Source organism: Lysinibacillus parviboronicapiens (assembly GCF_003049575.1).
GTDB lineage: Bacteria > Bacillota > Bacilli > Bacillales_A > Planococcaceae > Lysinibacillus > Lysinibacillus parviboronicapiens.
Window position 1 is genome coordinate 68,824 of sequence record NZ_PYWI01000012.1, and the last position, 12,895, is coordinate 81,718.

Annotated in this window: 10 protein-coding genes; 5 read left to right on the forward strand and 5 right to left on the reverse strand. The window is 36.6% G+C overall.

All coding sequences use genetic code 11. The features are described 5' to 3' along the window. Positions 1-174 precede the first annotated feature (174 nt). Positions 175-1,842: a ribonuclease J gene (locus C9J35_RS12045; protein ID WP_107924744.1), complete on the forward strand. Its 1,668-nt coding sequence runs from the start codon at positions 175-177 to the stop codon at positions 1,840-1,842. Positions 1,843-1,990: 148 nt separating this feature from the next. Here C9J35_RS12045 and C9J35_RS12050 read toward each other — a convergent pair whose 3' ends face one another. Beyond that, positions 1,991-2,587, reverse strand: a complete 597-nt coding sequence (locus C9J35_RS12050) for a restriction endonuclease subunit S domain-containing protein (protein ID WP_107924700.1) — start codon at positions 2,585-2,587, stop codon at positions 1,991-1,993. A gap of 212 nt (positions 2,588-2,799) precedes the next feature. Between C9J35_RS12050 and C9J35_RS12055 the strand changes: the two genes are divergently transcribed. After that, positions 2,800-3,186 carry a helix-turn-helix domain-containing protein gene (locus C9J35_RS12055; protein ID WP_107924701.1) on the forward strand — a complete coding sequence of 129 codons (387 nt, stop codon included), beginning with the start codon at positions 2,800-2,802 and terminating at the stop codon, positions 3,184-3,186. A gap of 100 nt (positions 3,187-3,286) precedes the next feature. On the opposite strand, the gene C9J35_RS12060 is transcribed toward C9J35_RS12055, so the two are convergent. Beyond that, positions 3,287-4,165 carry a radical SAM/SPASM domain-containing protein gene (locus C9J35_RS12060; RefSeq protein ID WP_054767665.1) on the reverse strand — a complete coding sequence of 293 codons (879 nt, stop codon included), beginning with the start codon at positions 4,163-4,165 and terminating at the stop codon, positions 3,287-3,289. A gap of 221 nt (positions 4,166-4,386) precedes the next feature. On the opposite strand from C9J35_RS12060, the gene C9J35_RS12065 reads away from it, so the two are divergent. After that, a complete protein-coding gene (locus tag C9J35_RS12065) occupies positions 4,387-4,692 on the forward strand; it encodes a hypothetical protein (protein ID WP_235616289.1) in 306 nt (101 codons plus the stop codon). 200 nt (positions 4,693-4,892) lie between these two features. On the opposite strand, the gene C9J35_RS12070 is transcribed toward C9J35_RS12065, so the two are convergent. From C9J35_RS12070 to C9J35_RS12080, 3 genes are all read right to left on the reverse strand, one after another. Beyond that, entirely contained in the window at positions 4,893-6,293 is a 1,401-nt protein-coding gene (locus C9J35_RS12070; protein ID WP_107924702.1) for a SpoVR family protein, read from the reverse strand. A 57-nt stretch (positions 6,294-6,350) separates the two neighbouring features. After that, positions 6,351-7,508, reverse strand: a complete 1,158-nt coding sequence (yhbH, locus tag C9J35_RS12075) for a sporulation protein YhbH (RefSeq protein WP_107924703.1) — start codon at positions 7,506-7,508, stop codon at positions 6,351-6,353. A gap of 313 nt (positions 7,509-7,821) precedes the next feature. Beyond that, a complete protein-coding gene (locus C9J35_RS12080) occupies positions 7,822-9,717 on the reverse strand; it encodes a PrkA family serine protein kinase (protein WP_107924745.1) in 1,896 nt (631 codons plus the stop codon). Positions 9,718-10,056: 339 nt separating this feature from the next. Here C9J35_RS12080 and C9J35_RS12085 point away from each other — a divergent pair, with 339 nt between their 5' ends. Continuing rightward, positions 10,057-11,052, forward strand: a complete 996-nt coding sequence (locus C9J35_RS12085; protein WP_235616290.1) for a M23 family metallopeptidase — start codon at positions 10,057-10,059, stop codon at positions 11,050-11,052. A 180-nt stretch (positions 11,053-11,232) separates the two neighbouring features. Continuing rightward, positions 11,233-12,648 carry a trypsin-like peptidase domain-containing protein gene (locus tag C9J35_RS12090; RefSeq protein ID WP_107924705.1) on the forward strand — a complete coding sequence of 472 codons (1,416 nt, stop codon included), beginning with the start codon at positions 11,233-11,235 and terminating at the stop codon, positions 12,646-12,648. Positions 12,649-12,895: the final 247 nt, after the last annotated feature.

Here is a 12,895-nt window from a genome sequence, read left to right on the forward strand (position 1 = left end):
ACTCCAATCAATTTTATAGTGTTTTCAACCACATGAAACAACTATGCAATTTTTTTATAAGCATAGTTGTTTTCTTTTTTCTTTGATTATGCATCAAAAGTATAGGATACATCACCCGAAGCAATACTAAAAAGTATTGTAGTAAGTTAAAAATAGGAGGACATAACATTGGCTATGACAGACAATACATTATCCATTTTTGCCTTAGGAGGCATCAATGAAATCGGTAAAAATATGTATGTTGTACAATACGGAAATGACATGGTGATTATCGACTGTGGTGCTAAGTTTCCAGATGAGAGCTTATTGGGCATTGATTTGATTATTCCCGACATTACTTATTTGCAGGAAAATAAAGATAAGGTAAAAGCACTGATTGTGACACATGGACATGAGGATCACATTGGTGGCATTCCTTATCTCTTAAAAAAATTAAATGTTCCTATTTATGCAACTCGTTTTACACTCGGATTAATTGAGCTAAAGCTAAAAGAACATAAGCTTTTGCGAGAGACAGACTTAATAGAAATACATTCCGATTCCACGTTAAACTTCGGACAAGTTGATGTTAGTTTTTTCAGGACGAACCATAGTATACCTGATTGCTTAGGCATCGTTTTTCACACGCCTGGAGGTAATGTTGTACACACTGGCGACTTCAAATTCGATCTAACACCTGTGAACAATCAATATGCAGATATTCATAAAATGGCCGAAATTGGTACACAGGGTGTGCTTGTTCTGATATCTGAAAGTACAAATGCCGAACGACCTGGATTAACACCATCAGAAAAACTTGTCGGTGGTCATATTGAAGAAGCTTTTTTACATGCAGAACGTAAAGTCATTATCTCTACATTTGCCTCTAACGTAAATCGTATTCAACAGATTGTCGACGCAGCAATTTCCACAAACAGAAAATTGGCCTTGCTTGGGCGTAGTATGGTGAATGTGGTAGACGTTGCTTTACAACGAGGATATTTAACAATACCAGACAATATGCTAATCGATGCACGCGAAGTAAAGTATCTCCCACCAGAAGAAGTGGTTGTTTTATGTACAGGTAGTCAAGGGGAACCTTTAGCAGCGCTTTCTCGCTTAGCTAGCGGAAATCATCGCGAGGTTAAAGTGTTACCTGATGATACGGTTATTTTAGCCGCTTCTCCTATTCCTGGAAATGAGAAAGGCGTATCACGTATTGTCAATAATTTATTTCAGCTAGGAGCAAAGGTAATTTATGGTTCTGCTAGTAATACGGGGATGCATGTTTCTGGACATGGTTATCAAGAAGATTTAAAGTTAATGCTGACCTTTATGAAGCCAAAATTTTTCATACCCATTCACGGGGAATTTCGTATGTTACACCAGCATCGGTTGTTAGCAGAAGCGGTAGGCGTCAAAAGAGGTCATACCTTTATCATGAAAAATGGGGATGTCGTTGATATAGAAAATGCACAGGCTCGGCAAACTCGCAAAATTCCATCCGGTGATACTTATGTTGATGGCATTGGTATAGGTGAAGTGGAAGGTATTGTATTACGTGACCGTAAACAGCTGTCTGAAGATGGAATGCTCGTTATTGTGTTAACGCTAAGTAAGGTAGATGGCACGATTATTTCAGAACCTGACAAGATTTCACGTGGGTTTGTTTATGCAAAAGATTCGGAAACACTGTTAAGCAAAGTAGATGTTCTCGTAAAAACAACGGTTAATGAATTGCAGGAAGAAAATAAACAGCAAATATTCGTCTTAAAAAAAGAAATTAAGAAAGTAGTGGGCCAATATCTCTTTTCTCAAACGAAGCGAAAACCAATGATATTGCCAATTATTATTGAAATCTGATTTGATATAAGAAGAGGCTTTTCGTTTGCATAAAGATCCACAAGACATTTCACATGCAAGAGTATTTGTTTATTATCGCTCAAATATAGCTAAAACAAACAGTCGGTGTAGGAGCTACTTGTCACCTCTTGCACCGACAAATCTTTTGTTACTTTATTTCACACAGCCTTTCAATCGAAAAGTGTGTTTCTTGGATTTCTTTAAAAAAATCACCTTTAAAAACTTTATGAAGCAAAGAATTATAACAATTTTGAGCTTGATTAAATCCTCGATGTAAGTCGCTAGTATGGTTTTCTACCTGCAATGAAATATTGCTAAAATGCTGGGGTAAACCTTCTACCGCTGTTATTAAGGCTTCCTTATTTTTCATTAAAAGCTGCAGGGCATTTAAAAACTGCACGATTTCCGTTTGCACTTCAATTTCAGGGAGATCTACGGTTGCATAATACAAATGTTGCCAATCATTACTTAACTGGTACCATTTGAGAAAATACAGTAGGTAATCACTCAAAATGATGCTTTCATCTGGGATGATTGCTACGATATCATTTTTAATGCAAACTTCTGTTTCACATTGGTAGATATTTTTTTCTGTGCTACTCATGCCATTTTTAGCAAGAATGATTGTCTTAGCTGGTACTTTTACATACTTAAAACGCTTTATATTTGAGAAATAATGCATATTTGGTGCTGATAATCCGGCAACAATTAAAACTATTTCGTTTAATCTATAACGTTTTATCATGTTTGTATCCCTCACTTTTATTTGCCTAGTCTACAACATATTTTCTTGAATTTTTTTACATATTTTTATGTATAATTGTTAAATCTCACACGGATAAATTATTCCCCCTCTCAATTGTACCACTTTAATGAAACTTTTTCTCTATTATACAAATATAATGGTATATGCATTTTAAATGTTTTTCTCTAGCTTTTTACATAGAGGTGAATGATATGTCAGACTTTTTAAAGCTAGTAGGCGAACAACTCCGTATCATCAGATTATCTAAGGGTCTTAGTCAAGAAGAAGTTGCAGAAAGAACGGGGAAGTTAGGTTTTAGTAAAGGTCGAATCTCAAATATTGAGCATGGTCAATCTAATATCACATTAAGCACATTAGAAATGCTTATGAAAGCATTAGATATTGCACCTGAAGAACTTTTTAATTTTCAAAAATTATCTGGTGCTACCGATATTGAAGAGAAAAATCTTATGCTCGACATTCATCGCTCATTACTAAGAGAGCGTAATTTAGATGAAGTAAAATATGTTGTACGCATAACAAAGGATTTTTTAGATACTGTCGATGCACAATCAAAGAAAAACAGCCCGAATGGATAACAATTCCATTTGAGCTGTTTTTCGTTTTATATAAATATTCATAATGCTTTTTATGGCAACACTGCTCATGAGATGTATCGGCTTATGTCGATAGAGTTAGTTATTCCATGCCAAATTTTTGACGATAGCCGCATTTTCTACATAGTTCTTCGACCGCTTCTCGTCTTGAAAAACCATCAACAATATTAGTCGCACGTTCACCCTCGACGATATCTGTAAATGATGTCTGATTGACATTACCTAAATTGATAACACCCTCTCCATCAAGGCAGCACGGCACAACAGTACCATCCACAAGAATCGCAGCTTGGCTACGTAATGCATGACAAAAACCTTTGCCCTCATCCTCAGGCGCAAGTAGACTAGGCCATCTAAACTCATGATCCTGATTCAAATAAATATTGTTGGCAATTTTCACGCCTTTCCCCGGTTGAACCTCTTCCTCAATACGATAATCAAGTTCATATTCATTTTCTAAGATTTCTAACGTCTCGCGATTGCGTCTCGCCGCAATATCCGTTACATGTTCCTTTTGTAAATTCCAGAGACGATATGAAATGATGGTATTAAAGTCTTTTGCATCACGAACAAAATCTAATATGTCACCTAAATATTTCTCACGATTCTCTGAGCCCTCATGACCATCAAAGCTATGTAATGAGAAATTGATTTGGCGTAGCGCAGGTTTTCCTAATAATTTTTCACGATTCTTTTTAATCAATGTCCCATTGGTTGTAATATTGACCTTAAAGCCCTTGGCATGTGCAGCATCTAATAACTGATCAATGCGGGGATGCAACAGTGGTTCCCCTTTGACATGCAAGTAAATATATTTAGTATGTGGTCGTATTTCATCAAGGATTTTATTAAATTGCTCTACCTTAATCAGCCCTTTTGCACGTGCAGTCGGCGGGCAGAAACTACAGGCTAAGTTACAGACACTCGTAATTTCTATATAAACCTTTTTAAATGTTCTCACCGTTTTTCACCGTTCCAGTTCTATGTTATTCAAATAATCTTATTCATTTTAACAAATTTTCACGATAGCGAGCAGTTATTCAGCATTTATTTCTCGTACTAGGTTTTAATATGACACTTACTTTGAAATATTTCTATGTCAGTACAAGGCTACACGTACAAGTAAGTTCAAGTTAAGTTAATACGTTAGTAATATACCTGGATGAAAGGAGTAAGCAAACGATGGGATATAAAGATTTCTCGAGGAGAAATAATTCATCAGAAGAACCGGAAAGAGAACATTCAAAAAATCACGCAAAAGATAATATCACGATTCATCTCACGTTTAATATTGGAAATACGGATATCCATTTTGAACAAAGAGCTGAGGGTGGTGGACAGATTAATAAAGATGTGGGGACAAATGCCAACCGAGGTGGGCAAAATGCTTTAAACGGTAGCCAAACAAGAAACCATAATTCTCAATTCGCTGATGGGAATGGTAGAAGTGGCATAGCGGGTAATGACAATGACGAAACCGGTGGATAACAAGGAATAAAAGTACGTGATAGCTCAGTAATCGATAGCGACATACATTCAAGTTCCAATCAAAATCAAGAAGAAAACCAAGATCATTTAAAAAGAAACACCAAGAAAAAAGAATAAGCGTTATACCCCATTGAATCTAACTAGTAAAACTTCTATCTGCAGGATTTAACTTATCTCTCCAACCGATAGAAGTTTTACAATTATACAGAACGCTTATAATTTTTAGTCCCATCATATGAATATAGTACAGGCTTCGCATCAACACACGTTTCCAAGTGTACTGGGCGCCCCCATAGTTGATAAATGTAGGGTAAAACATTCTCTAAATAGTGTGGATCAAGCTCCATCCCTTCGTAGCCATGCACCAAATATAATTCACCATTCCGTAAGTAGTCGCCATTTTTTACGACGATATATGGAAATCCACCATTTACTCGTATGGATACGAGCTGATCGCGCACCATCTCATGGTCTTTATCTGTAATGCGGTATTCATTGCCTTTTTTCTGGAACAGATAAAGATCCTCTTGTTTTGCTAAATCCTTCGTTAAGTAATTACGAATAAAAGAAATATCCGATTCAATCTCTCGCACCTCAAACATTTTCTCACGACCAGAGTTCGGTAGTACACCCAGCTTTGTCATTTCTTCTGTTGGATTATTATAGCGTTGTTCAATATCCTCAAAAATCTTCAGTCCCAGATAGTAAGGGTTAATAGACGTTTTTGATGGTTGCACAACGCCTGCATTTAATTTAGCATATTCAATCGTTTCTGTTGTAGTGAGCTTGAGCTCACGCATAATTCGTTGGTGCCAATAAGATGCCCAGCCTTCATTCATTATTTTTGTTTCTAATTGCGGCCAGAAGTACAGCATTTCCTCACGCATCATTGTTAAAATATCGCGCTGCCACTCCTCCAGCTCTCGACTATGTTCCTCAATAAATAGCAATATATCTTTTTCTGGTTTTGACGGAAATGGCTTTATCTTTCTTCGAATCGGCCTATGCTCTTTTTCCTTTTCATCCAAGCTCCAAAGATCATCATATGGTGACTTTGACGTAATCATTTCTTCTTCGTACTCATCCTCATCATCCTTAAACAGCTTAGGTCGTACTATGGATGGATCGATATGCTCTTGAATAGCTAACACTGCATCTAAAAACTGTTCAACCTCTTCCTTACCGTACTCACTTTCATAGCTTGCAATTCGTTCAGCTGTTGCTGTCATGCTCTCGACCATATCTCGTCTTGTGTTGGAAAAGCGCACATTATTTTTGAAAAAATCGCAGTGGGCCAATACATGGGCAATGATTAGCTTATTTTGTGTTAATGAATTTGTATCAAGTAAAAATGCATAGCATGGATCCGAGTTAATGACCAATTCATAAATTTGACTTAACCCTAAATCATATTGCAATTTCATTTTATGGAATTGTTTCCCGAAGCTCCAATGCGAAAAACGTGTAGGCATACCATATGCGCCAAATGTATAAATAATATCTGCTGGACATATTTCGTATCGCATCGGGTAAAAATCTAAACCGAAACCTGTCGCAATTTCTGTTATTTCATCAATCGCTCGGTGAAGCTCATTCTCCATTTTCCGCTCCCTCCTTTGGATTTGAATACTCAGTACCCTCCATCATTAATCTACAAATTAAGATCCACTTTTCTGGAAAAAACTTTTTAGGGCATCATAGACATCGCCCTTTTTTTTCAAAATATGATACCTAAATTTCTCATCTTCGATTTTTTTGTAAGTATACATTAGTGTAGAAAAACGGTTATGTTGATTTACTTCACCGTATCCAAACATACTTGAAACATCCATTAGCTCTCCAACTAACTTCAAGCACTTCTCATTATCCATCGAAATGTTTTCACCGTCCGAAAAATGTACCGGGTAAATATTGTAGCGAGAAGGATTATACTTTTCTTGTATTAGTTCTAGGGCTTTTATATAGGCAGATGAACAAATAGTTCCCCCACTCTCTCCCTTAGTAAAAAACTCCTCCTCGGTCACCACTTTGGCCTCCGTATGGTGTGCAATAAATTCAATTTCCACTGATCCATACTTTGAGCGTAAAAATCTCGTCATCCAAAAGAAAAAGCTTCTGGCACAATATTTTTCAAAGGAACCCATCGAACCACTGGTATCCATCATAGCTAGGACTACTGCCTTCGATTCTGGCTTTTCTACCTCATCCCATGTTTTAAAGCGCAAATCATCATTATGAATCGGCGTAATTTCTGCTTTCCCCTGCATTGCATTCCGTTTCAGTGCATTTAGGATAGTACGCTTCTTATCGACATTGCCCATAAGCCCTTTTTTTCTTATATCATTAAATTCAATTTTTTCGGTTTTAATATCTTGTTTTTCTTTTTGCTGTAAATTTGGTAGCTCTAACTCTTTAAATAACACATTTTGTATTTCTTCTATGGTTACCTCTGCCTCATAGTAATCTTTACCAGGCTTATCACCTGCTTCTTTGCCTTGGCCATTACCTTGATTTCCTCTACCTGGTTCACGTGCGACAACATCACCTACATTACTGTCCCCTTGTCCTTGGCCTACATGTTTCGAGTTATCGTAGTTATATCGAATCTTATATTCATCCAGAGAACGTATAGGTATTTTAATAACCTCGCGGCCATTGGACATCACAATACTTTCTTCGCTTACTAAATCTGGTAAATTATTTTTAATGGCATCTTTAACTTTTTCCATATGCCGTTGTTGATCTTGGTGCCCTTTACGATGGAGGGACCAATTTTCCTGAGAGATGACATATCGTTTATTCTGATTTTCAGTCATTTTCATCCTCACCCATCTATCAAATTTACTTTTTCTATACTATGCTTGTAATCAGCTATATTGCACTTTTTTTAAAATCAATTACACATTATTGAAATTTTTGCTGGCACTTCATTTTCGCACACATAAACAATGCGTCTGTTTTTCAAATGATGCTCAGCTGCTCGAAGGAAGTCCCTCATGATGTCAGTCCGGTCGCTAAAGACTCAGGGCGCGGCAAGTTTAGCCTATGCTCCGCTACTTCATTTGGCTTCCTCAAAAATGAATGAAGATAAAAAGAGTGCCCTAAAAATGGGACACTCCTATTCAGCCTTTATCGATTCAATAGACTACCTACATATTGCAATAATTCATTTGCGGATGTTGTATTATAACCATGTTCGTCAACAAGTCTTGCCACAACTTCATTAATTTTCTTCAACTGCGATTCATCTGGCATTTTAGAAGACGTTGTAATTTTCACAACATCTTTTAAGTCTGCAAATAGTTTCTTCTGAATCGCTTCTCGTAATCTTTCATGAGAATTATAATCAAATCGTTTGCCATTTCTCGCATACGCAGATATACGGATTAAAATTTCCTCACGGAATGCCTTTTTCGCATTTTCCGAAATGCCGATTTGTTCTTCAATTGAACGCATCAATTTTTCGTCAGGATTCATTTCTTCACCAGTCAAACGATCAAAAATTTTGTTTTTATTACAAAATGCCTCAACATTATCGAGGTAATTATTCATTAATGTTTTTGCAGACTCTTCATACGAATAAACAAATGCTTTTTGCACTTCATTTTTCGCAATGTCATCGTACTCTCTTCTAGCAACTGCAATATAATTCATGTATTTTTCTCGGTCTTCCTGCGAGATGGAAGCATGCTGATCCAACCCATCTTTCAGTGAACGCAGAACATCTAACGCATTTATAGATGGTATTTCTTTGCGAATAATGGCTGAAGAAATCCGATTAATAATATACCGTGGATCAATACCGTTCATGCCTTCGTTTGGAAACTCTTTTTTAAGCTCCTCTAAGTCAACGGAATTAAATCCCTCCACATTTTCTCCGTCGTACAAGCGCATTTTTTTAATAAGATCCACACCTTGTTTTTTCGGAACTTCCAGTCTTGTTAGGACCGAAAAGATTGCTGCGGCCTTCAATGCATGTGGTGCAATATGAACATGAGCTATATCGCTTTCCTTAATCATCTTTTCATAAATCAGTTCTTCCTGGCTTACTTTCAAATTATAAGGAATCGGCATGACAATAATTCGAGAATGTAATGCTTCGTTCTTCTTATTAGAAATGAATGAACGATATTCGGTTTCGTTTGTATGTGCCACAATTAACTCATCAGCACTAATTAATGCGAATCTCCCCGCTTTAAAATTACCTTCCTGAGTTAGTGACAATAAATTCCATAAGAATTTTTCGTCTAATTTCAGCATTTCTTGGAATTCCATCATTCCTCGATTGGCCTTGTTCAGTTCCCCATCAAAGCGATAAGCGCGGGGGTCTGATTCTGACCCAAACACACCAATTGTCGAGAAATCAATGCTGCCCGTCAAATCCGCGATATCCTGCGATTTTGGATCAGAAGGTGTAAAAGTTCCGATCCCTACTCGTTTGTCTTCCGAAAAAGTAATACGCTCAATGATGACATTCTCAATACGTCCATCGTATTCCTTTTCAAGACGCATCGTATTTAAAGGCGATAAACTACCCTCTATCCGTATACCATACTCCTCATAAAAATCTTTGCGTAAATGATGAGGAATCAAATGTAAGGGGTCTTCATGCATTGGACATCCCTTAATTGCAAAGACCGCTCCCTCATCCGTTCGCGAATATTGCTCAAGTCCTCGTTTCAGCAAGGTTACAATCGTTGATTTACCACCACTTACTGGTCCCATTAGTAGCAAAATTCGTTTCCTTACATCCAATCTTCGTGCTGCAGGATGGAAATACTCCTCCACCAATCTTTCAATTGCTGTTTCAAGCCCAAAAATTTCTTGACCAAAAAACTGATACATCTTTTGCCCGTCGCGTTCCTCTAAACCTGCACTTTTGATCATATTGTAGACGCGTGAATGGGCAGTTTGAGCAACTTCAGGTCTTTCCTTAATAATGCTTAAATAATCTGCAAATGTACCTTCCCACTTCAGTCGATTTTCTTCTTCGCGATAGCTCATCACTTTGTTTAAAATGTTGATAGCCTTCCCTCCATTCAGGGCTTGATTTATAACATAGTATGAAATAAGAGACATTATGATACCCATTACTTTTTTGCATTCTTTAAATAATCCGATGCATAGTGTTTGAATGATAGCCAAACTACACTCCATACCTAGGTTAGTTCCAAGAACACTTCTGCTAAAAAATTCATTTCATACCGCTACACAAATCATAGCTAAAAAATCCACCTTGCTTTTTAGTTTGCCTTCAAACTGTTGTAACAAGTGAATCACTAGATGATCGTACTTCGTTGGACAAACTATACTTATGAAATAGTTAAATTCGGTTATTCTAACTGTAGAAAGGAGGTTCATTTATTGAGTCGTCGTCATGTTATTTTCCTTTTAACATTGTTATTCATATGGAGTTTTACTCTACCTATTGTTACATTGGCAAATGAAGAGCACTCTAAAGAGGAGATTTTACAACAACGAATGTCTTATTATGTACAATTTGATGAATTATTGATTCCATGGCACTTCTTAGCTGCCATCGACCAATACGAACGAAATTTACAGTCGGTCCGCTCAGACATACCAAAGCGTGAAAGTTATATTGCTATTCAATTTTCTGACGAATATTGGTCAGGTGCATTGAATCCTGTAAAGGAAGATACAATCCCCGAAACCATTAGTTATTTCGGAGGGATGGGGCTTGATGGCGATGGTGATGGTATTGCAAGTCCGAAAGATGATGAAGATGTAATATTTTCCATGGCCAGCTATTTAAGTAAGTTTGGTTCGACGGACGAAGATTTTAAATTAGCGTTATGGGAATACTACAGAAGTGAAGAAGCCGTCAATCAAATCACAACAATATCCACCTTGTATAGGCATTTTAAAACAACAGACCTTGATGCACATACCTTCCCAATCCCTGTCCGTAACAATTACAGCTTTAGAGGAACTTGGGGCGATAATAGAGGCTGGGGCGGACGACGAATACATGAAGGAACCGATATTTTTGCCGGCTATGGTACGCCTGTGCTATCTACTTCCTATGGTGTAGTCGAAGTAAAAGGCTGGAATCAATTTGGTGGCTGGCGAATTGGCATTCGGGATAATCATAATTCATATCATTATTATGCCCACCTAGGTAGCTTTCATAAGGATATTGAGATTGGAGACATTGTAAAGCCTGGAACAGTTGTCGGTTATGTTGGAAGCTCCGGCTACGGCAAAGAAGGGACATCCGGAAAATTCCCACCACATCTTCATTATGGCATTTACAAGTTTAACGGACGCACGGAATGGGCATTTGATCCATATCCTTCATTACTTCAATGGGAACGACAAGCAAAAAAAGCAAAGTAATAAGGAAAACTTTTTTAAGGTTGTTCAATAAGCATGTTCTGCTTATTGAATAGCCTTTTCTATTTACATAAAAAATTATGGATTGTTTATCAACAACTAAACTGTAAAAATTTAACTATGCAACGATTTGAAATTTCTCTATACTTGTAATAAATAAATAATTTTAACTGGAGAATGGATATGATAGTGAAAACAAAACCTTTAAAAATCCAACTTAAACAAACACAAAATCCTCTCGAAGATTTTATGCTCATCAATAAAAATAATCTTGATTCTGTTAGCAAAGAAATTCTTTTCGTAAGATATATTGGCCTTCCGAATACCATCGAACATTACGTTGAAAATATCATTAGCATAGACCAATATTTTACTTCAAGCATATCAACTACAAACTACTTACGTTTGAATGGACTCGAAGCAATAACAGATAAAAATGATATTAATAGATTATCAACTGTTTGGCATCATTGGCAGACGATCGTCGATAATCCGATTATTGATGCTTATTCACTCTATCAAACACCTCTTTGCTGTCAATTAGATAACGATACTCTTGAATGGACTAAAAAAATCAACTTTATTAAAATCCTTGAAATATATACAAAAACCTACCCTAATTCAAATGCGACATTATTAAAAAATTTTGTCGTGAAATTTTTACACTGGATAGAAATCTATTTACCAAAGCTTTTTAAGCCCATCAATATGTCTCCAAAAGTTATTTTTATCGGAGATATTAAACATCATGAATTTTTATTTTTGTATTTCTTATCTAGTCTTGGCTGTGATATATGCTATATGAACCCGAAAGAGGACATTGCCAATTTGTTTCCTGACATAGCCACACACTCAACATTATATAAATGCACAACCTTATATTCAGCTGAAGTCAGCATTCCTGAATTTATAGCTGCAACAGAAAAAGAGCATGCCATATCGCCTTCCAAACCACATATGATCTTTCAATCCCCGCCGTCTAATACTGCCAACCGAAAGCAAAGTCCGGTCAATGCTGGCGAATTAAGCTATGAGCAGTTAGCGGGGCTATCGAACGCCGTTGTCATGATCAAAGTGTACGATAAAGAAAATAAAATTATGTGCGGTGGTTCAGGCGTTATTATCCATAGTAGTGGTTATATTTTAACGAATCTACATGTAGTTGGAGGAGGGCATTACTACTCGGTTATATATGAAAACGATACGCAAGAATATCTTACAGATAAATTCATTAAGTATCATCAGCTGTATGACTTGGCAATTATTAAAGTGGATAAAAACTGCGCACCACTCACGCTAAAAACTGATGACAATTTAGTTAGAGGTCAAAAGATTGTTGCTATAGGAAGTCCATTAGGGTTATTTAATTCCTTTTCCGATGGCATCGTATCAGGATTCAGAGACATTGATAATATTCCGATGATACAATTTACTGCCCCTATTTCCAATGGTAGCTCTGGTGGTGCACTGTTAGATATGTTCGGAAGACTAGTAGGTCTAATAACTGGCGGTTTTGATAAAGGGCAAAACCTAAATCTAGCAGTACCTGCCGATAAAATATATGAATTTGCACAAAACTTCATTGAACATTCGAACTAGCTTATAGTGCTATAGCAGTCATAGCTTATGCAACAACTAAATATATTTTTTCCCTTTCTATCACTAGAGGTGCTGTCCAATAAACTTTGGACAGCATTTTTATTGAGAAAGTAGTCATTAAATCCTGTCCATTCATCTACAATTGGAAGTGATAAATTTCACATTCGTTTCTTTTTGAAAATTGAAATAAAAATATACGTACATACATTTAACTAGATGGTGGAGGTTAGCGGCCTTAACTTTCTAC

What these genes read in the sequence shown, in the direction of transcription:
- yhbH (WP_107924703.1), bottom strand. Translation starts at nt 7,508, where the DNA reads ATGACTGAAAATCAGAATAAACGATATGTCATCTCTCAGGAAAATTGG.
- C9J35_RS12070 (WP_107924702.1), bottom strand. Translation starts at nt 6,293, where the DNA reads ATGGAGAATGAGCTTCACCGAGCGATTGATGAAATAACAGAAATTGCG.
- C9J35_RS12045 (WP_107924744.1), top strand. Translation starts at nt 175, where the DNA reads ATGACAGACAATACATTATCCATTTTTGCCTTAGGAGGCATCAATGAA.
- C9J35_RS12090 (WP_107924705.1), top strand. Translation starts at nt 11,233, where the DNA reads ATGATAGTGAAAACAAAACCTTTAAAAATCCAACTTAAACAAACACAA.
- C9J35_RS12050 (WP_107924700.1), bottom strand. Translation starts at nt 2,587, where the DNA reads ATGATAAAACGTTATAGATTAAACGAAATAGTTTTAATTGTTGCCGGA.
- C9J35_RS12055 (WP_107924701.1), top strand. Translation starts at nt 2,800, where the DNA reads ATGTCAGACTTTTTAAAGCTAGTAGGCGAACAACTCCGTATCATCAGA.
- C9J35_RS12065 (WP_235616289.1), top strand. Translation starts at nt 4,387, where the DNA reads ATGGGATATAAAGATTTCTCGAGGAGAAATAATTCATCAGAAGAACCG.